Source organism: Labrys okinawensis, assembly GCF_047345005.1.
Classification (GTDB): Bacteria; Pseudomonadota; Alphaproteobacteria; order Rhizobiales; family Labraceae; genus Labrys; species Labrys okinawensis.
This window is the reverse complement of sequence record NZ_CP178864.1, coordinates 4,270,792-4,289,737: the sequence shown is the minus strand read 5'-3', so window position 1 is coordinate 4,289,737 and position 18,946 is coordinate 4,270,792. Positions and strand designations below refer to the sequence as shown.

Below are 18,946 nucleotides of genomic sequence, written 5' to 3'. Positions count from 1 at the left end.
GGTGTCATGGGGCTGATGCTAGGAAGCTTGGCACTGACATGGGCTGCCGCGCCGGCCGCGGGCGCTGCAGAGGGGACAGCCGAGGGAGCACGTGACCTGCAGGCGTCAATCGAGCGGTATTTTGGCCAGGAAACCTTCGAGAAAGGCATCCTCACCATCGCGCCGCGTGGCGATGGTTATGATTTCGTGTTTCACCGCAACCGGATCGCCGCAAAGCAGCCCGACCTTTCGGCCCCGGATCTTCCGATGACCTTCCATGTCGTTCCGGAGGCTGACGACACCTATGCTTTCACATCCGAAGGCGATCCTTTCGCCGGCTCCAGCAGGGGAGGAGGCGCCATTCCGCCTCTCCAGAATTGTCAGGCTCACGGCGTTTTCGATGCCAAGGCCCGCTATTTCGCTTCACTGGATGCTGGCTGCGACAGGATCGCTATCAGCGGGCAGCTTGAGAACGAACCGTTTTCGGTGGGTGCGGGCAAGATCTCGTTCCACATGAGCGGCAAGCCGGCCGCGAACGGGGCCTCCGATATCGATATGGCCTTTGACGTGCCCGATCTCGTCACCGTAGTCCCCAACAAGGACACGCCCGATCCGAAGGACTTCAGTCGCATCACCGTCGGACGCATTCATTACGGTATCCACCTCGATGCCGTGTACTATGCCGCGCTTTTTGATGTCTACCGCTTTGCCCTCAGCCTGGACACGATCGCGAAAGCCCAGGCAGCCGATCGCGAGTTGCGGGACAGGTTCAAGGCGGTCCTGCCGGTGTGGAGGGGGCTCCAGGTTGAAGTCGCCTACGACTCGGTACGCGTCGAATCGACCGGGGTCACCGTCCTGCTCGACCACTACGGCGAGAAGCACAATCTCTCCGGCATAGTCAAAGACGGCCATTACAGCCTCGATGTCACGCTCGCTGGCTTTTCCCTCGCCGCCAGCCGGAAGCCGCTACCCGCCGGCATCCTGCCCTCTGGGCTGGAGTTGAGGTTCGATGTCGCCAGTGTCGATCTCGAGCGCATCGCCAGCGCCACGCTCGACAATCCCGGCACTGCCGATGCCGGATTGCAGAGCGCCCTGGTGGGGCTTCTCATCGACGGCAAGGCAGTTTTCAGCGCTGATGCCAGCGTGACGGCGTCTGACTATGCCGTGATCGGCAAGGCGCAGGCACCGATCACTCTGCGCATGCAGGGCACCGGCAGCTTCTCTGCGTCGGGCTACGACGCGATCTCAGCGGATGTCAGCCAGCTTAAGTCCGACGATGTCGCCGGCTATGCGCTCATCCTGGCTTTTCTCAAGGGGCTGGCCAGGGGTACGCCGGACGGGCGCCTCGCCTGGGATGTCGCGCTCGATCTCGCCGCCAGGAAGATCACGGTGAACGGTCAGGCCTTCGAGCTGCCCGAGAAAGGAAAAGGCGAGGAGTAGGGAGTGGAGGTTGAAGCCTGGGGTATGCTGATTTTCGGAGGTGAAAGCGCGCCAAACACGGAGTGTCGATCACCGATCGACAACTTCCATTTTCGCAAACACACGGTTTCCAAGAGTGTCGATCGGTGATCGACACTCCAAATTTGCCTCGCCCCGTGGCCAGGGCGAGGCATACTTGCAAAACCTCAGCCCAGTTTCGGTTCGAGAGCGACGGACCATAGCGCCGTGTCGGCGACGTCGCGCAGGGTGACCGTCATCACGCGGGTGTCGGCGGCGATGGCGACGTGGCCGAAGAACTGCAGGCCGGCGGCCGGGGAGAGGTTGGCCTGGCCGGCGTCCGGCGCCTTCACATATTTCAGCTCCGGGCCGAAGGTCATGTCGAGGTCGTTCGGCCCGAAGGTGCCGGCGTTGAGCGGGCCGGAGACGAATTCCCAGAACGGATCGAAGTCCTGGAACGCCGCCTTGTCGGGATTGTAGTAATGAGCCGCGGTGTAGTGGACATCGGCAGTCAGCCACACGGTGTTCTTCACGCCCGCGGCCTTGATGAAGCGCAGCAGGTCGGCGAATTCCAGTTCGCGGCCGAGGGGCTTGCCGCCGTTGTTGTTCGAGACGGCCTCGAACCCCTTCTTGTTGTCGGCATCGTTCCACACCACCAGCGAGAGCGGCATGTCGGCGGCGATCACCTTCCAGGTGGCCCGGGAGTTGGCAAGCTCGCGCTTGAGCCAGGCGAGCTGCTCGGCGCCAAGGAAGGCCGCTTCCCCTCCTTCGGTGGTCTGCAGATTGTCGCTGTTCGGGCCGCGATAGGTGCGCATGTCGAGCATGAACACATCGAGCAGCGGCCCATAGGCGATCTTGCGATAGACACGGCGGGGCTCGGCCATGGTGGTGGCGACAGGCATATATTCGTGGAAGGCCTGGGCGGCACGGGAGGCGATCAGCTCGATCGACTTCTCCTTGTAGCGGTCGTCATGCGAGAGGTCCTTGGAGGGCGACCAGTTGTTCATGACCTCATGGTCGTCCCACTGGGTGAAGACAGGGACCTGCCTGTAGAGCGACTGGAAGTTCGTATCCATGAGGTTGTATTTGTACTGGCCGCGGAATTCGTCGAGCGTTTCGGCGACCTTCGACTTCTCGGGCGTAACGATGTTCTTCCACATCGTGCCGTCCGGCAGCTTCACCTCGGACTTGAGCGGGCCGTCGGCATAGATGTTGTCGCCCGAATGGATGAAGAAGTCCGGATCATGCTTGAGGATGGAGGCATAGATCTTCATGCCGCCGGCATCGGCATTGATGCCCCAGCCCTGGCCGACCGTGTCGCCCGACCACACGAAGGAGACGTCGCGCAGGCCCGCTGGCGCCGAGCGGAGATGGCCGGCTACGAGCTCGCTCTCTACATTGACGTCGGCAAGGTTCTGGAAGCGGACGCGGTAGAAGATCTCCTGATCGAACGGCAAGCCCTCGGCGAGGATCTTGGCGGTATAGTCGGTCTCCGGCGTGGCGGCGACGGCCGGCAGGCGGTTCACACTCTTGAAGCTCTCGGTGGTCGACCATTCGAAGATGGCATTGGACGCGCGGTCGGTGCGTGACCAGAACACCGCGCGGCCGGCATAGACGTCGCCCGACTGCAAACCGCTTGTGACCACGGGGCGGTCAGCGGCGCGGGAGAGGCCCGGCATGGCGAAGCTGCCGGCGGCGCCCAGAAGACCGGTGGTGGCGCTGCTGGTCAGGAACCGGCGGCGGGACAGGGGTTTGTCAAAGATGCGCATGGTAACTCTCCCGATTCAAAGCGGGCGGAGTTTTGGACAGCCAGATGACAGCGGCATGTCTCCTTTTTGGAGCTTTTGTAAATTGTCCTCCGTGAAATTTACCAACCAGTGACGGTGGCGGTAGCGGGCTCCTGTTGCATAAAAATTTCACACACCAGCCGCGGAACGCTGTGGCATAGAAGAGCGGGGATCTTCACGCAGCGGATCAACTTGTATGACTTTATCGGATACTGACGACCGTCACCAGGTCGGCACGCGCGGAGTGATGCTGGCGACGGTCCTGGCGGGCTTCTTCCTGACTGCACCGGCTCATGCCGCCCCCGCGACGCCGGAAGGCGCGAAGGCCATCGCCGACAGTTTCGCGCATTATTACGGTCGGAAGCTGATCGACAAAGGCATTGCAACCGTTACGCCCAACGGCGACCATTACGACGTGACGTTCGCCATCGACAACGCCAAGTTGGGCCTGCCAGCCGACGGTCCGCAGTTCCAGTTCGCTCCTTTCACGATGCAGATGACGCAGAAGGGCGATGGCACTTACGCCTACACCGCAGACCAGTCGATCGACCTGACCTTCAAAGCGGCCAAGACGAAGGAGCCGCTCGAGTTCGCCGAGCATCTCAAGAGTTGCAGCGGCAACGGCGTGCTCGACCTCAAGCGCATGGTTTTCCTCACCCAGGCCATGACCTGTGAAAGTACAGTCCTCACCGTGCGTTCACCCGTCGAGGACATCGATGCCTCGATGGGCAAGCTCACGATTCAAGGGCACGCCAAACCTGGGGCCAGCGACGGGATCGACATCGGCGTCACAGGCGATCTGCAGGACTTCGTCGAAACCGTCACTGTGAAGGACCCGCGCAATCCTTCGCCACCGGTCGCCATCCGGGCCGACCGGGTGCATCAGGAAGCGACCGCCGCAGGCATTCGCAACACCCAACTTCTCGAGGCGCTGGCGTTCTTCGTTGATCATGACTTCACTGTCGATCAAAACGACCAGGCTGCAGCGCAGGCCAAGCTCAAGGCAATGCTCCCGCTCTGGCAAGATCTAAAGGGCGACATACGCTACGACAATGCCAGCGTCGGCACGCCCAAGGGTATCGTCAAGATCGCCTCGGTGGACAGTCAGGTCATCACGACCGGTGCGGTCAAAGATACGAATATCAACCAAAAAATCAGTTTCTCGGGCCTGGAATTGCCCGATGGAATGGTTCCGGACTGGGCTGGGCCACTGGTGCCCAGGAGCGCGACGCTCAACTTCAGGCTGACCGGGCTCGATCTCGACTTGGTGGCGAACAAACTGATCGAGGTCGTCGGTGCGTCTAAGGCGATGGAACAGCATGAGGCCATCAGGTCAGCCATTTTGGCTATTCTTTTTGGGTCTCAGGCGCATCTGTCCTTCGAACAAAGCCTCACCGCGCCCGCCTTCGATGTGAAGGGACAGGGTGAGTCCACTGTGTCACCGACCCAGCGGGGCAAGGCGACCGTCTCCGCCTCCAGTCTGGACGCTGTGATGGATGCCTTCACCAAGGGCGCCGCCAGCACGCCGAATGCCCAGCAGGGTGTGATGGGCGTGGCCTTCCTGAAGGGGCTTGCCAAGACCGGCCCGGATGGACGCCTCACCTGGGATATCGACTTCGACAGCGCGGCGAAGACGGTCACGGTGAACGGCCAGACCTTCGGACCGGGGGCCCGGAAGCCGTAAGCCTGGCGATATATGGCGGCGTGAAACGATCACGCCTCGATCCGCGTATCCAGGCCCACCTTTTCCCACGCGGCGAGATCGGCCAGCAGGGCTTCCGCATGGTCGCGCACGGCGGTAACGGCGTCCTCGCCGAGTTGGAGGCGCAGCGGCGTCTTCTCCGCCCTCAGGGCCACGTCGATGGCGGCTGCGGCTTTCAAGGGATCGCCGGGCTGGGTCTCGTGCATGCCGGTAGTAAACTCGCGCACGGACTTCAGGCCTTCTTCATAGGGCGCGAGCACCGGCATATGGCGCAGCGCGTTGCCGGCAAAGCCCGTGCGGAAGGCACCGGGCTCGACGATCATCACCTTGACGCCGAAGGGCGCCATCTCCAGCGCCATGGCCTCGGACAGGCCCTCCAGCGCGAATTTGCTGGCGGAATAGGCACCGTAGCCGCCATAGGAGAGCTGGCCGCCGAGGCTGGAGATATTGACGATGGCGCCGCTTCCCTGCCGCCGCAGCAGGGGCAGGGCAGCCTGCGTCACCGCGACCGCGCCGAAGAAATTGGTCTCCATCAAGGCACGCAGCTCCGCCTCCGGCGTCTCCTCGACCGCGCCCACGATACCATAGCCGGCGTTGTTGATCAGCACGTCGATGCGCCCGAAGCGGGCCCGTGCTTCCTCGATCGCTGCCGCAATGGAGGCCCTGTCGTTGACATCGAGGGCCGTGGCGAGGATCTGCGCCGGGGCCTCGGCCCGCAGCGCGGCGAGCTTCGCCGGCTCTCGCGCGGTTGCCACGATATTATAACCCTTCGAGAGGGCGTAACGCGCGAAGCTGAGGCCGAATCCGGAGGAGGCGCCGGTGATGAACCAGGTGGTGGACGACATGATGGTGCTCCGACTTTGGTCATGAGGACATGACGAAGGATCGCATCGCCGGCATAAAATGATAAGATCGCTCAGTTCGTATTGGTTATGCAATCTGGTGCATGAATGGATCGTGATCTCCTCATCCATCTGCCGGTGATCCTCGCCGTCGCCCGCTGCGGCGGGTTCGCGCCGGCGGCAGCCGATCTCGGCATGAGCCCTTCGGCCGTCAGCCACGCCGTGCGCGCCGTCGAGGACAGGCTGGACACGCCGCTCTTCGCCCGCACCACGCGCAGCGTCGCCATGACTGAGGCGGGCCGGGCCTTCATCGCCGACATCGGGCCGGCCTTCACCGAGATCGCGGAAGCGGTGGAACGGCTGCGCGCCGCGAGGGGCCGCGTCACAGGTGTGCTCCGCCTCAACGTGCCGCGCGTCGCCCTGCAGATCGCCATCACGCCGGTGCTGACGGAACTCGCCCGCCGCCATCCCGGCCTGGTGGTGGAGATCTTCAGCGACGACAGCCTCACCGATATCGTGGCGGGCGGTTTCGATGCTGGCGTGCGCCTCGGCGGCATGATCGCGCAGGATATGGTGGCCCTCCGCCTCACGCCTCCCTTCAAGGTGGCGCTGGTGGCTGGGCCTTCCTATGTCGAGACGCATGGCGTGCCGCAGGCGATTGGCGATCTCGCTGCCCATAACTGCATCGGCTTTCGCCTCCTCACCTCAGGCGGCCTCTATGCCTGGGAATTGCAGGAGGCAGGCGAGGATGTCGTCGTCAGCGTTGGTGGCAGCGTGCGGGTCACTGATCCAACCTATGCGAAAGAACTCGCCCTGGCAGGGACAGGCATTGCTTATGTCTTCGAACCCCTGGTGCGCCGAGAGTTGGAGGAGGGGCGCCTCCATTGGCTGCTGCCGGAAAACGCCATCGAGGAGCCCGGGCTGTTCCTCTATTATCCCCAGCGTACCTCGCGGGCACCCAAGCTGCGCGCCTTCATAGAGACTGTGCGGGACGTCCTGAGGACGGGATAGGCCTCCGGCCATTGGGGAAGGCGAAATTGGGGGCCGGCCGTCAGACCAGGCTCCCTCAGGTGGAGCCGAGGGCATCCGACGGGTCCGAAGACCCGCCCCCCGACTTTTCCAGCGCCTGCGTAAGATCCAGGATCAGATCTTCGGCATTCTCGATGCCGACGCTGAGGCGGATTGTGCTTTCGCTGACGCCGAGCCGGGCGCGCAATTCGGCTGGTACGCCGGAATGGGTGGTGGAGGCAGGGTGGCTCGCGAGCGATTCCGTGCCGCCCAGGCTGACCGCGAGCTTGAACACACGCAGGGCGTTCAGCATGCGGAAGGCTTCAGCCTGGCCACCCTTGATCTCCAGGCTGAAAGTGGAGCCGGCGCCTGTGCATTGCCGGTCGAACACGGCACGGGCAGGGCTGCCCTCGGGCAGATGATGCAACGCATGCACGGTCTCGACCTTCGGGTGGGCGGAAAGGAAATCAGCCACCTTGACGGCGTTGCGCGCTGCCGCCTGCATGCGCAACGACAGGGTTTCGAGCGAGCGGCCCAGCATCCAGCAGGTGTGCGGATCAAGCTGCGTGCCAATGGCGCTACGCAGTGCCCGGACGGGCTTCAGCAGTGCCTTGCTGCCGATCGCCGCACCTGCGATCAGGTCGCTGTGGCCGCCGATATATTTCGTGGCGGAGTAGACGACGATATCGACGCCATGGGCGAGCGGGCGCTGGAAGGCCGGGCCGAGCAGCGTGTTATCGCAAATGATCACCGGCCGCGCACCTTGCCGTCCGGCGATGTGATCGGCCACCTCGCCGATCAGCGCGAAGTCCACCAGCGTGTTGACGGGATTGGAGGGGGTCTCGATCAGGATGACGCCGACTCTGCCGCGGTTCACGGCGCGATCGGCCGCCTCGCCGATTTCCCTGGCATGGAGGCCATCGATGAAGCCCTCATGGCCGATGCCGAAATCGGCGAGCGTACGGGCGAGCAGCGTCTCCGTGCCGCCATAGAGAGGCTGGCTGTGCAGCACGACGTCACCGGGCCTGGCATAAGCCAGCAGAGCCATCGAAATCGCTGCCATGCCGGAGGAGAACAACAACGCCGCCTCGCCGCGTTCGAAAATTGCGAGGCGATCCTCTACGATCTCGGTGTTGGGATGGTTGAAGCGCGAATAGACCAGGCCGGCGCTGCTGCCCTCGGGCGGCGCGCGGCGGCCGGAGGTGTAGTCGAAGAAGTCGCGCCCGTCCTCGGCGGACTGGAACACGAAGGTCGAGGTCAGGAATACCGGCGGTTTCACCGAGCCTTCGGAGAGAGCGGGATCATAGCCGTAGCCGAGCATCAGCGTCTCGGGATGCAGCGGATGGTTGTTCAGTGTTGCCTTGTGGCTGCGATCGGTGGCCATGGGTCAGCCCTTCTTTTGTGGATGGATCGTTTCCTCGCGCTCTAGCATGACGATGAATTGCGCCAGCTTTCGTTCCCGCGTTTCGGGTTTCTTGGCATTGTGCAGGCGATGTAGGATCGCATAGCGGTTGGCGCCGCTGAGTGTTTGGAAGAAGCGGGCCGCGCTGGCGTTGCCGGCGAGGGCAACGGCGAGGTCCTCGGGGATCTCGGCCTTGCTCTGTGGAGCGTAGGCCTTCTCCCAGCGTCCATCCGCCTTGGCCTGCTCGATTTGCGCGAGCCCGGCCGCTCGCATGCGACCTTCCTCGACAAGAACGAGGGCGCGCTTACGATTGTTTTCCGACCAGATGCTTGCAGATTTGCGCGGTGTGAAGCGTGTGAGAAAATGATCCTCGTCGAAGCTTTCGATCTGGCCGTCGATCCAGCCATGGCAGAGGGCGACATCGATGGCATCCGGCTTGGAGACCGTGGGCGTCTTGCAGCCCTTCTTGGCGAATTTGACCCACAGGCCGGGGCTTTGCGCCGACTGAAAGGCAAGCCACTCCTCAAATTTCGCCGCTGTTGCGAACGCCAGGATCGGCAGGTCTGTCTTAGCTGGAACCAATGTGCGGCGTTCCCATCTTGAACCAGGCCCGGGCGATCTTGCCGCCTTCCACCTGGTAAATGGCGATCACATCGACTGTGCCCAGCCCTTGGGGAAAATTGCGAGTGACGATTTCGCGATCGACCACAAGGTTGTCGACGGACGTCCGGGCGATCAGTTCGCCATGCAGGTCGGGTTCCCCGAAGCGGACGAGATGACGGGCACGGATGTCGGCAGCGCCGGCTGCCAGCAGGGTTGAGGGATGCTCGAAGATCTCGGCGCCCTCGTGCCAGAAAGCCATAAAGGCTTCGATATCGCGAGCATTGTAGGCAGCAAGCTGGCCGGCGATCACGGCTTCGGTAGCGAGATTATCCATGATTGGTTCCTAGAAAGGCAGACCAAGTTCCGCTCGCTTCTTCTTCGTGAGACCGCGCGAGACGATGCGATGGGATTGGCAGAGATAATTTCGTAATTCGTCATCGCTCAGTCCGGGTCCGGCATAGTGCTGGATCCATTTCATGCCACGCGATGCAAGATAGGGAGCAGGTCGCAACCCGGGCTGTTCCTTGAGCACTTCGTAGGAGAGCTCGCTGACCTTGAAGCTGTAGCTTGGCTGATCGCTCTCCCAACCTCCGATGGCAAAGACTTTGCCTCCGACCTTCCAGACATGCGACCCGCCCCATTGGACGACATGACTCGTAGCCTGAAGCGTGCCGCAGAATGCGTTGAATTCCTCGTAGGTCATGTTCTTAGCAGCGATGGGAGCTAAGCTTCGAGCGCCTGAAGTTTGTGGATGGCGACCTTGTTGTCATGGAAAGCGCCACCGCCGACCGGGGCAGGGGCATCGGCGCCGGTCAGCGTGTTGATGCCCTTGCCGTCCTCGTATGCGGCGTTCGGCCAGATGGATTCGGCGATCAGCACGCCCTGGCGCAGGCCGGCGAAGACCTTGGCATGCAGCCTCACTTTGCCGCGCAGGCTGGAGAGCTCGACCTTGTCGCCCTCGCAGATGCCTCGTGCCGCCGCGTCTTCCGGATGGATCAGCACCGTCGGCCGTTCCTCCTTGGCCAGCGAGGTCGGTGTTTCCGTGAAACTGGAATTGAGGAAATTGCGTGCCGGGCTGGTGGTGAGGCGGAAGGGATAGGTTTCATCCGCCAGCTCGATTGAAGTCCAATGGTCGGGAAACTCCGGCATGTCATGCACCGGACCGAACTTGGCGGGCGAAGAATAGGGATTCTTCGGCCAGTTGGCCTTCAGGCGAAACTTGCCATCCGGCCAGCCGAATCCATCGAGGAAATGCGCTTTCTCGAAGGGCTGCTGCACGTCGAGCCAGCGCTTCTCCTCAAGTTCGGCCAAAGTGCCGTGACCGGACGCCTGCAGCGTGCGATCGATCAACTCTCGCGGCTCCAGGGAGAAGGCCGGATGCTCGGCGCCAACGCGTGTCGCGAGCGCGGTGATTACCTCGTTATTGTTGCGGCACTCGCCCGGCGGCTCGATCAGCTTCGGGCCCAGCAGGATGTGCTGCTGGCCGCCGGCCTGGTAGACGTCATCATGTTCGACGAACATGGTCGCCGGCAGGATGAGATCGGCCATCTTCGCCGTATCCGTCATTACCTGCTCATGCACCACGGTGAAGAGGTCGTCGCGGGCAAAGCCCCGCCTGACCAACGTCTGGTCTGGCGCGACGGATAGTGGGTTGGTGTTCTGGATCAGCAGCATCTTCACGGGCGGGCCGTTCCACAGCGCTTCCGCATCGCCGGTGAGGATGGGCCCGATGCGCGATTGGTCGAGCTGGCGCACCTTCGGATCTCGCGCGTCGAGGCCCTCGATCAGGCTTTTGCGCCAGCCGAACATGCCGGAATTGGAATGCAGCGCGCCGCCGCCCTCATGCTGCCAGGCGCCCATCACCACGGGGATGGCGCTGACAGCATGCATCGAGGCCGCGCCATTGCGTGAACGGGCGAAGCCGTAGCCGAGGCGGAAGAAGGTCTTCGGGCGCTCGCCCAGCAGCTTTGCGAGGGCCTCGATCTCGGCCACCGGCAGGCCTGTAATCCCCGAAGCCCATTCGGGCGTGCGGGTGGCAAGATGGGCTTCGAATTCACGGGGATGATCCGCGAATTTCTCGAGATAGGGCCAGTCGGCATAACCGTCTCGGAAGAGCACATGCATGAGGGCGCAGGCGAGCGCGCCGTCCGTGCCGGGCTTGAGGATGACCTTGACGTCGGCCTGCTGCATGGTGGCGTTGTCATAGACATCCACGGCCACGATCTTCGTGCCGCGCTTCTTGCGGGCGCTGGCAGCATGGGTCATGACATTGATCTGCGTCACCACAGCATTGGTGCCCCACAGCACGATGCAGTCCGACTGCGCCATTTCGCGCGGATCGGCGCCTGCCATGCGGCCGTGTCCGGCGAGGTAGCCGGCCCAGGACAGCGAGGTGCAGATGGTGGAGTACTGGCCCGAATAGCGCTTCACATTGCGCAGTCGGTTGATGCCGTCGCGCATGACCAGGCCCATGGTGCCGGCATAGTAGTAGGGCCAGACGCTTTCGGCGCCGAAATCGCGCTCCGCTGCCAGCATGGCCTGCGCCGTGCGGTCCAGCGCTTCGTCCCAGCCGATCCGCTTGTATTGGCCCGACCCCTTGGGGCCGGTGCGCATCAAAGGATGCAGCAGGCGGTCCTTGTGGTGTACGCGCTCCGCATAGCGCGCGACCTTGGCGCAGATCACGCCCTTGGTGAAACTGTTGTCTGCAGCGCCGTAGACGCGACCGATCGTGTTGCGGTCGAGCACCTCCACCTCCAGCGCGCAGGTCGAGGGACAATCATGCGGGCAGGCGGAGGCCCTGCGGATCGGGCCGAGCGGTCTGTTCATATCAAGCTCTTGATGTTGCGCGGCTAATTTACGGGCACGGGCCCGCGAACGCCAGTGCCACGTACGACTATCGCGAGAATTGATGGATCCATTCATGCAGCGAATGGCGGGAGGGCTGACGTTGGCACTCATATGCGGCAATGACAGTGGCCAAGTGGAGGCCGGCAGTGTCCGTATATGCCCCTGCTTGAGGATGGGGCGTCCCGACAGTCAGGCCGGCAGCGCTCTCGCGGCTTCCAGCACCTCGGCGACATGATTGGCGACGCGCACCTTCGACCAGACCTGTGCGATGACGCCTTTGGTGTCGATCAGCATCGTCGTGCGCTCGATGCCGAGATAGGTGCGTCCATACATGCTCTTCTCGCCCCACACGCCATAGGCGTTGAGCATGTCGAGCGTTTCGTCTGAGGCAATGGTGGTGCTGAGGCCATGCTTGGACACGAATTTCTGCTGCTTCCTGATCGGATCGTGCGACACACCGAGGAGCTCGGTGCCAGCAGCAGCGAATGCAGCCTTGGCGCCGGAGAAATCGACGGCCTCGCGCGTACAAGCCTCCGTATCCGCTTTCGGATAGAAGAAGACCACAAGCTTGCGGCCATGGAAATCGGCAAGGCTGACCGTGCCTCCATTGGCCGTCGGCAAGCAAAAGGCGGGGGCGGCTTGTCCGGCCTGGAGCGGTTGCATATGCCTTCCTTTCGACAAAATGGCGGGTGAGAGCACAATCGTGTATGGGTCATGACAGGCACGGTCCAGACCGTTTGTGCCCTCATGTTCACGCTTGAGTGTGCTCGTGGTCTGGGACAGCGGTTTGTCCAGCGTATCGGCGGTTGGCAAGGCTTCAGGAAAGTTGCGTCATTTCAAATGTTTGCGTCTCTATCTTGCTGCAGTTTCTCTTTAGCGGCCAAGTGAGATGAATGGTGAGGTGCCCCTCTCGCACTTGCGAGCGCGAAGGGGCGGGCGAAAGAGGCTGGCGAATCGTTGAGGCAAGAGAACGTCCAGAACGCGTTGCAGAAGCAGGTGCCGGAGGCTGAAAAGCCGGTGGATGAAGCTGCGGTCGTTGATCGTTCCGCGCCGGACCATGCCCACGCGATGGAAATGCCGCAGGAAAGCGCCGCCCGCGAAGAGCGCGTACGCTCGCTCATGCGCTCTGGGCGGCCCAGGCGAAGCTTCGGTACGATCGTGGTGCGGCGATGCGTCTCGCTGATGCTGAGCCTTGTACTGGTGCTCTGCGCCGGGGCGGGCCTGTTGTACTGGCGTCTTTCTGGCGAGCCGATGTCGATGCCCTTCATCACGCAGACCGTGCGCGATGCCATCGCCGCCAAGATGCCGCCGGGCTATCGGATAAACATCGCCAATGTCACGCTCGAGCGCCGCGACAGCGGCATGACGGCGACCATCAGTGGCGTGACCATCCTGGACAACACGGCCGAAGTCGCCTCTGCGCCGCGCATCGTAATTGGCCTCGACACGGCCTCATTGCTGGCCGGCACGGTCGCGCCACGCTCGATCGTGGTGGAGGGAGCGGCGGCGACGGCCTATGTCAGCCGTGACGGCAAGTTCACCTTGCGCCCAGGGGTGCAGACGGCCGAGCAGCCGGTGGGTGAGGCGCTTTCGCCGGTCGCCGTGATCAATGCACTCGATGCTGTCATTGCCTCCGCCGGCTCGGTGGATACGATCGAGCTCAAGGACGCTACGCTCGCCATCCACGACCAGGCGCTCGGCCATGACATCACCCACCGCAACATCGATCTCACCATCCGCCGCACGGCGATGGCGGGCGGGCTTTCGGTTGCGCTCGCCGCCGGGGGCGGCACCGTCAATGCCACCATCGCGGGTACCGGCGATGATCCTCGCACCATCGACGTCAAGGCCAGCAACCTCATCTTGAGGGAATTGGTCAGGACGTTCGCGCCAGGAGCCGAGGAAGTGGAGATAACCGCCTCCTTCGACGTTCTGGCGCGCGCGAGCATCGATGCGGACGGCACGCTGGAGATGGCGCAGGCCGACGTCACCAGCAAAGGAGGTGTGTGGACGCTCGATCCGAAGGCGGACCCCTTCGTCTATGACAGCGCTGGGATCAGCCTCCACTGGGACAAGCAGGCGCGCCTCGTCCGGCTCGACAGTGCCATGGTCAAGGCCGGCGAGGGCATCATCGATTTCAAGGGCACGATTGCCCCGCCGTCGGCCGAGGGCGCGCAGGTGTGGACCTACCACCTGGCCGCGCCCAATGTCCTGCTTGCAGGCCGCCGCGCCGAGCAGCCGCCTCTCAAGGTCGATCTTATCAGTGCCGAGGGACATTACGATCCCGCGACCAACCGCCTCAGCCTCGACAAGGGCGGAGCGGTGGGCCCCACCATCGCCATGGATTTCACCGGCAACGTCGTCTTCGGCGGGAAGACGCCGGCCATCGGGCTGCAGCTGAATGCCAAGGCCTTGCCCGCCGTGGCCATGACGCGCGTCTGGCCGGTCTTTGCATTGCCTTTGGCCAAGGCCTGGATGGAAGACCACATCAAGGGTGGCGTGCTCGATGGTGCCAGCCTGACGCTCACAATTCCGCGCGACGCCTTGGTGGCCGTCAATGGCAAGACGCCGCCCTTGCCCGACGAGGCGATGCATGGCGAGGCCACGATCTCCCAGGGCAACGTGCAGGTTATCGATACGCTCCCTCCCGCCAGCGACGTCGAAGCCAAGGTTACCTTCAGCGGTCGCCGCCTCAATGTGGCCGTTGACAGCGCCAGTGTCGACACTGGTGACGGCGACGAACTCTCGATCGAGAAGGGGTCCTACACGATCCCGGATTTCGCGCCCAAGCCGCCCGAGCAGATCGTCAGCTTCTCGGTGAACGGTCCCTCGCGCGCGGTAGCCAAGCTCCTTACGCAGCCGCCTCTGTCGGATGCGGTCAAGGGCGTGGCGATCGATCCGAACGGGGTTGGTGGCACTGCCGACCTCGACGTCAAGCTCGACATGCCGCTTGAGGACCACCCTCAGCCGAGTGAAGTGCATTATTCGGTCACGGGCGGCGTGGAGGACATGTCGATGGACCATGTCTCCGGCGGCAAGCTCGAGAATGGCACCATGAAGCTGTCGATTGAACCCGGTCTGGTGCTGCTCACCGGCAAGGCGGTCTTTGGCGGCCTGCCGGCGACGATCGACATGCGCAAGGCCGCCGACCATGAAGCGCAGATGGCCCTCAACGTCACGCTCGACGATGCAACCCGCAAGAAGAAGGGGATCGATTTCGGCGATGCGCTGAGCGGTCCTATCGTGGCGGATATTCGTCCTACCGACAACGTCAGCGACCCGCGCTACGACATCGATCTCGACCTTACTGCCGCACGCATCAAGGACCTGTTGCCCGGCTGGCAGAAGCCGGCCGGCAAGCCCGCACGCGCCAGTTTCACCTGGGATCCCGCCGACCGGGGCGGGGGGGGGACGGTCGAGGATATCGTTGTCGACAACGGGCCCGTCTCGCTGCGCGGCAGCGTGGCGCTCACCGCGGACAACAAGCTGCGCAAGGCAGTAATGAGCACCATCCGCCTGTCGCCGGGGGACAATTTCCAAGGGTCGTTCGAACCGGCCGCCAATGGCTGGAAGGTCTATATCCGCGGCGACCAGCTCGACGCCCGCCCGCTACTCGCCTCGTTGCAGAAGCGTGCCAAGACCAGCAGTGCCAATGCCGGCCTCAGCGCTGATATCAAGATCGACAAGATCATCGGCTTCAACGACGAGACGCTCAGCAATTTCTCCCTCGCGCTTGAAAGCAAGGGCACCACCATCCGAAAGCTCGATCTCAAGGGCACCTCGGATAGCGGGGGGCAACTCACCGCCGACGTCAACACTGCCAGTGACGGCTCCAATGTCATAGATGCGCAGTCTACGGACGCCGGCGCCGTCATGCGCTTTCTGGACTACTACACCCATCTCAAGAGCGGCAGCCTCTCGGCCCGGGTGACACCGGTGATCGACAATATGCGCGGCAATCTGATCATGCGCGATTTTGCCGTCGAGAATGAGCCGGCACTGGGCCAATACCGCACGACCTTGAGGAACTCCGGCAAGGCCTCCGCGGATCTGGCCGTGAACAGCAATTCGGCCCAGTTCACCAGGCTGCAGCTCTCCTTCACGCGCACGGCGTCGCGAATCGGCATCCTGGACTCCGTGGTCTGGGGGCCAGATGTCGGCGTCAGCCTTTCCGGCGACATCGATTATGGTGCCGATCGCGTCGGCCTGATCGGCACCTTCGTGCCCGCCTATGCGCTCAACAACATCTTCGGCAAGATACCGATCCTCGGGGAGATCCTGGCGGGTGGCAAATATGGCGGCGTGTTCGCCATCAACTTCAAGGTCGCCGGCAAGGCCAGCGCGCCCGTGCTGACGGTGAATCCGCTATCCGCCATCGCCCCGGGCTTCCTGCGCAAGATTTTCGAGTTCCAGAAGCAGACGGACTGAGACTCTGGCGTTTTGCGATTTGACGGAAGTTGTCGAGCGCGACCGTCAGAACCGAAAGCGCAGCAGCCGGCCAACCTTGCCGAGCGCCGGGATGACCTGGAAGAGCCAGATGGCGGCGCGAGTGGCCTTCGTCATCCGGACGATCTGGCGGGGGTCGTAGCCTTCGGGCGAATAGGCGTGCAGGTCTTGCATCAGCTTGAGGCGCGGAATGGCCGTTTCGATGGTATGGGGGTCCTCGACACTCCAATGCAGCTGGGCGCCGGTGGCCCGCACGAAGGGCTGTTTGCGGATGATGCGCAGCCCCAGCCGGCTATAGGCATCGAAAGCAAGTTCCCCGCCTGGGAAATGCGCCGTGAGACGGTCGAGCAACGGCAGCGTGGCGTGAGCAGGCAGATAGGGCGTAACCCCCTCCGCCAGAATGAGGGCGGGATGGTCCCCCGGCACGCTTTCAAGCCAGCCGGACTCCGTCAGGGAAGTTCCGATCAGCCGATAGTCCTCACGCGCGGGATAGAGACGGCGTCGAAGGTCTATCACCTCGGGATAGTCGACATCAAACCAGCGCACGCCTGGTGGTGGATCGACGCGGAAGACCCGGCTGTCGAGCCCGCAACCAAGATGCAGCACAGTGCAACCGGGATGGAAAGCGAGGAACGCCCTGGTCCAGCGGTCCAGGATGTGGGCGCGCAGAGCCAGCGCAATCATGATGTCGCGGGTGACGTTCATCCGGCTGAAATCGTAATCGATACGATCGATTGCAGCCGCGGCGAAGCGATCATGCAGAATTGAGTCTGGCAGACGGCTTTCCTCGCCCTTGCCATAGAGCGTGATGAGAAGGGTCTGTTTCTCTCCGGTCAACGAGACTTTTTCGGCTGTCATGGCGGCACTCGGGATCAAGACTGCGCCGGCCGCCCCTGGCGCGGGACGCGGTCGAGCAAGGTGCCGGCCGCGGAGTCATACTCCCGAATTCGGTCGCTGCACCATGTTACATGAAGCCGTACAATGGAGAGCAATTGCATGTGCACAAGTGCATCCACAATGTGCGCAATCGCATAGATTGACTACCACCTCTCGCCTAGTGTCGTAGGGAAAGGGCCTACCTACCGATATCGTAAGATAATGCCAAATGCATACTGCGATTTTCTAATATCAGGATACCTAAGCGGGGCACGACGATATAATCTTTCGTCAGTAGCCCGTCTGCACCGGACTGCGTAGCGCCAGAACCGCGCTTGATATACGGGTATTTATGTACCGCGATGTGCGTTTTAGCACATCGCGAACATGTTGATTCGATTAAACCCTGTTCCATCAACGCAACAAAGTATATAGCGAGCGCCGCCGCACGATCAGCGCAGGCATATTGCTGATCTCACGGCGTTGCGCGGGAAGCGATGCCGGTGTTCTTGGCTCTTGATCCCGCCGTAAATGCATTCATCGAAAGTCTGGTTCTCCGCGGCGCGCGTGCTCGGTGAACTTACCGTGAGCAGTTGTTGCCAGTTGAGACTGACACCCGCGTGATGCTGCCTCGGCGGGGAAGTAGTGCGTAAAGAGGGCAAGAATAACTGGAGAGGGTTATGATTTTCGTCTGGCCAGTCCTCATGGCGGCGATCTTGGGGGTCTTCTGCGGCCTGTGGGCGCCGCTACTGCTTTTCATTTTATTGATTTTCGGAGTCGCGCTGGGCAGCGTGGTTTCGATGAGCATCGCCGGCTTTGGCATAGGATGGCTATTGCTTGAACTCTTTGCTGTGCTGACGGCGCTGGAGTTCGGCTATCTGATCGGACTTTTCCTGCGGATTGAGCGCGCGGAGCCCACAGTTTCGGGACGGCAGCGTCCGGTGCGGCCCGTGCCAGAAGCCACGCAGTTGCTGGTTCAAGACCGGACTGCCTGAAGCATTTAGCAATTCTTGGTGATTCAGTCCAAAGCTGGACCGCTTCAACCCTTCGAAAGCCGCCTGGCATTGGCACGTACGCGCCGCTGCGCGGGCTTGGCGGCGGCAACCGCAACCGCCATCATGCCGGCAGCGATATCTTCGGCATCGGCCTTGCCCATGGCGGCCCGCAGACTGAGATCCACCATCTGCCGGGAGGCCGCGAGCGTACCCTCCGCCATGGCTTCGAACTTCTCCATCACCATCCGGTTTGCCTCTTTGACGCTGTCTGGATGAGGCCAGAAGGTCAAGCTGGCCAGGATGGGCATGCGATGACTGATTGTAACGGCGCTGGCGTGATTGGCTTCGAGAGCGGAAGACACCGCCCTAAGAAACAAGGTCGAGAACGAGAGCATGATACCTCCGATTCTCGGGGAGTGTGGTCCCTTACGGCAGCAGGCGCAAGCCTGTCCTTTGCAGCGCCCACCGTGTTCTGTGTGGGCTGTCAGGCCCGGCGGCGCCAGGGCTTGAGCGCGTCGCTCTTGGTCTTGTCGGCCCCTGTCGGCTGATAGTGCTCGTGCGAGATCGGCACCTTGCCGGCCTCCAGAGCCGCCAGGGTGGGGGCGTTGGTGATATCGAGGACATCGAAGCCGCAGCGGATCATATAGGCGATGCGATCGAACAGGATGTCGCCGACGGCCCGCAATTCGCCCTTGAAGCTATAGCGCTCGCGGGCGATACGGGCGAGCGAGAAGGCACGGCCATCGCCGAATTTCGGGAAAGCGAGGGCGAGCAGGGGGAGGTTTGGCAGATCATCGGCCAGGAGTTCGATCTTGTCCGCCGGCTGCAGCACGACGCCGACCGGAGTGTTGCGGCTCGCCAGGGTGTCTTTCTCGGCCAGGAAACGTTTCAGCGACACAATTACTGCGCCATCCGGCAGAACATCTTCGTCGCCGACCGATGTGTAGCTGTTGGCCTCAAACTGGCCATTCTTCCAAAGGGCCACGAGAGCCTCCTCCATGCCTGCCTTCTTATAAGGCCAG

The 18,946-nt window shown here is 62.6% G+C and carries 16 protein-coding genes; 5 read left to right on the top strand and 11 right to left on the bottom strand.

The genetic code is table 11. From position 1 onward, the window contains the following. The first annotated feature begins 27 nt into the window (after window positions 1-27). Entirely contained in the window at window positions 28-1,419 is a 1,392-nt protein-coding gene (locus ACMDCR_RS20065; protein WP_413988309.1) for a hypothetical protein, read from the top strand. Window positions 1,420-1,604: 185 nt separating this feature from the next. On the opposite strand, the gene ACMDCR_RS20060 is transcribed toward ACMDCR_RS20065, so the two are convergent. After that, on the bottom strand, window positions 1,605-3,185 hold the full coding sequence (locus ACMDCR_RS20060; RefSeq protein WP_413988308.1) for an alkaline phosphatase D family protein: 1,581 nt from the start codon (window positions 3,183-3,185) through the stop codon (window positions 1,605-1,607). A 262-nt stretch (window positions 3,186-3,447) separates the two neighbouring features. On the opposite strand from ACMDCR_RS20060, the gene ACMDCR_RS20055 reads away from it, so the two are divergent. Continuing rightward, a complete protein-coding gene (locus ACMDCR_RS20055) occupies window positions 3,448-4,887 on the top strand; it encodes a hypothetical protein (RefSeq protein ID WP_413988307.1) in 1,440 nt (479 codons plus the stop codon). A 29-nt stretch (window positions 4,888-4,916) separates the two neighbouring features. Here ACMDCR_RS20055 and ACMDCR_RS20050 read toward each other — a convergent pair whose 3' ends face one another. Then, entirely contained in the window at window positions 4,917-5,750 is an 834-nt protein-coding gene (locus tag ACMDCR_RS20050; protein ID WP_413988306.1) for an oxidoreductase, read from the bottom strand. A gap of 105 nt (window positions 5,751-5,855) precedes the next feature. Here ACMDCR_RS20050 and ACMDCR_RS20045 point away from each other — a divergent pair, with 105 nt between their 5' ends. Beyond that, entirely contained in the window at window positions 5,856-6,758 is a 903-nt protein-coding gene (locus ACMDCR_RS20045) for a LysR family transcriptional regulator (RefSeq protein ID WP_413988305.1), read from the top strand. A gap of 55 nt (window positions 6,759-6,813) precedes the next feature. Here the strand turns inward: ACMDCR_RS20045 and ACMDCR_RS20040 are convergent, their stop codons facing one another. The 6 genes from ACMDCR_RS20040 to bcp form a co-directional block, all read right to left on the bottom strand. After that, window positions 6,814-8,139, bottom strand: a complete 1,326-nt coding sequence (locus ACMDCR_RS20040; RefSeq protein WP_413988304.1) for a cystathionine gamma-synthase family protein — start codon at window positions 8,137-8,139, stop codon at window positions 6,814-6,816. Between the two features lie 3 nt (window positions 8,140-8,142). Beyond that, window positions 8,143-8,739 (bottom strand): YdeI/OmpD-associated family protein, encoded by a 597-nt coding sequence (locus tag ACMDCR_RS20035; protein ID WP_413988303.1) that lies wholly within the window; start codon window positions 8,737-8,739, stop codon window positions 8,143-8,145. Beyond that, window positions 8,726-9,094, bottom strand: coding sequence for a nuclear transport factor 2 family protein (locus tag ACMDCR_RS20030; protein ID WP_413988302.1), 369 nt, complete (start codon window positions 9,092-9,094; stop codon window positions 8,726-8,728). The genes ACMDCR_RS20035 and ACMDCR_RS20030 overlap by 14 nt, the downstream gene beginning before the upstream one ends. A gap of 9 nt (window positions 9,095-9,103) precedes the next feature. Beyond that, entirely contained in the window at window positions 9,104-9,463 is a 360-nt protein-coding gene (locus ACMDCR_RS20025; RefSeq protein ID WP_413988301.1) for an MmcQ/YjbR family DNA-binding protein, read from the bottom strand. 20 nt (window positions 9,464-9,483) lie between these two features. Beyond that, window positions 9,484-11,586, bottom strand: a complete 2,103-nt coding sequence (locus tag ACMDCR_RS20020) for a molybdopterin-dependent oxidoreductase (protein ID WP_413988300.1) — start codon at window positions 11,584-11,586, stop codon at window positions 9,484-9,486. A gap of 210 nt (window positions 11,587-11,796) precedes the next feature. Continuing rightward, window positions 11,797-12,270, bottom strand: a complete 474-nt coding sequence (gene bcp / locus ACMDCR_RS20015; protein WP_413988299.1) for a thioredoxin-dependent thiol peroxidase — start codon at window positions 12,268-12,270, stop codon at window positions 11,797-11,799. A gap of 294 nt (window positions 12,271-12,564) precedes the next feature. Here bcp and ACMDCR_RS20010 point away from each other — a divergent pair, with 294 nt between their 5' ends. Continuing rightward, complete coding sequence (locus tag ACMDCR_RS20010) at window positions 12,565-16,035, top strand: DUF3971 domain-containing protein (RefSeq protein WP_413988298.1); 3,471 nt, start codon at window positions 12,565-12,567, stop codon at window positions 16,033-16,035. A 45-nt stretch (window positions 16,036-16,080) separates the two neighbouring features. Here the strand turns inward: ACMDCR_RS20010 and ACMDCR_RS20005 are convergent, their stop codons facing one another. Beyond that, window positions 16,081-16,911, bottom strand: coding sequence for a class I SAM-dependent methyltransferase (locus tag ACMDCR_RS20005; RefSeq protein WP_413988297.1), 831 nt, complete (start codon window positions 16,909-16,911; stop codon window positions 16,081-16,083). Window positions 16,912-17,609: 698 nt separating this feature from the next. Here ACMDCR_RS20005 and ACMDCR_RS20000 point away from each other — a divergent pair. Further along, window positions 17,610-17,924: a hypothetical protein gene (locus ACMDCR_RS20000; RefSeq protein ID WP_413988296.1), complete on the top strand. Its 315-nt coding sequence runs from the start codon at window positions 17,610-17,612 to the stop codon at window positions 17,922-17,924. A 44-nt stretch (window positions 17,925-17,968) separates the two neighbouring features. Here the strand turns inward: ACMDCR_RS20000 and ACMDCR_RS19995 are convergent, their stop codons facing one another. Next, window positions 17,969-18,319, bottom strand: coding sequence for a hypothetical protein (locus ACMDCR_RS19995; RefSeq protein ID WP_413988295.1), 351 nt, complete (start codon window positions 18,317-18,319; stop codon window positions 17,969-17,971). An 89-nt stretch (window positions 18,320-18,408) separates the two neighbouring features. After that, entirely contained in the window at window positions 18,409-18,924 is a 516-nt protein-coding gene (locus ACMDCR_RS19990) for a DUF934 domain-containing protein (RefSeq protein WP_413988294.1), read from the bottom strand. Window positions 18,925-18,946 lie beyond the last annotated feature (22 nt).

What these genes read in the sequence shown, in the direction of transcription:
- ACMDCR_RS20005 (WP_413988297.1), bottom strand. Translation starts at nt 16,911, where the DNA reads ATGACAGCCGAAAAAGTCTCGTTGACCGGAGAGAAACAGACCCTTCTC.
- ACMDCR_RS20050 (WP_413988306.1), bottom strand. Translation starts at nt 5,750, where the DNA reads ATGTCGTCCACCACCTGGTTCATCACCGGCGCCTCCTCCGGATTCGGC.
- ACMDCR_RS19990 (WP_413988294.1), bottom strand. Translation starts at nt 18,924, where the DNA reads ATGGAGGAGGCTCTCGTGGCCCTTTGGAAGAATGGCCAGTTTGAGGCC.
- ACMDCR_RS20040 (WP_413988304.1), bottom strand. Translation starts at nt 8,139, where the DNA reads ATGGCCACCGATCGCAGCCACAAGGCAACACTGAACAACCATCCGCTG.
- ACMDCR_RS20000 (WP_413988296.1), top strand. Translation starts at nt 17,610, where the DNA reads ATGATTTTCGTCTGGCCAGTCCTCATGGCGGCGATCTTGGGGGTCTTC.
- bcp (WP_413988299.1), bottom strand. Translation starts at nt 12,270, where the DNA reads ATGCAACCGCTCCAGGCCGGACAAGCCGCCCCCGCCTTTTGCTTGCCG.
- ACMDCR_RS20020 (WP_413988300.1), bottom strand. Translation starts at nt 11,586, where the DNA reads ATGAACAGACCGCTCGGCCCGATCCGCAGGGCCTCCGCCTGCCCGCAT.
- ACMDCR_RS19995 (WP_413988295.1), bottom strand. Translation starts at nt 18,319, where the DNA reads ATGCTCTCGTTCTCGACCTTGTTTCTTAGGGCGGTGTCTTCCGCTCTC.
- ACMDCR_RS20030 (WP_413988302.1), bottom strand. Translation starts at nt 9,094, where the DNA reads ATGGATAATCTCGCTACCGAAGCCGTGATCGCCGGCCAGCTTGCTGCC.
- ACMDCR_RS20025 (WP_413988301.1), bottom strand. Translation starts at nt 9,463, where the DNA reads ATGACCTACGAGGAATTCAACGCATTCTGCGGCACGCTTCAGGCTACG.
- ACMDCR_RS20045 (WP_413988305.1), top strand. Translation starts at nt 5,856, where the DNA reads ATGGATCGTGATCTCCTCATCCATCTGCCGGTGATCCTCGCCGTCGCC.
- ACMDCR_RS20060 (WP_413988308.1), bottom strand. Translation starts at nt 3,185, where the DNA reads ATGCGCATCTTTGACAAACCCCTGTCCCGCCGCCGGTTCCTGACCAGC.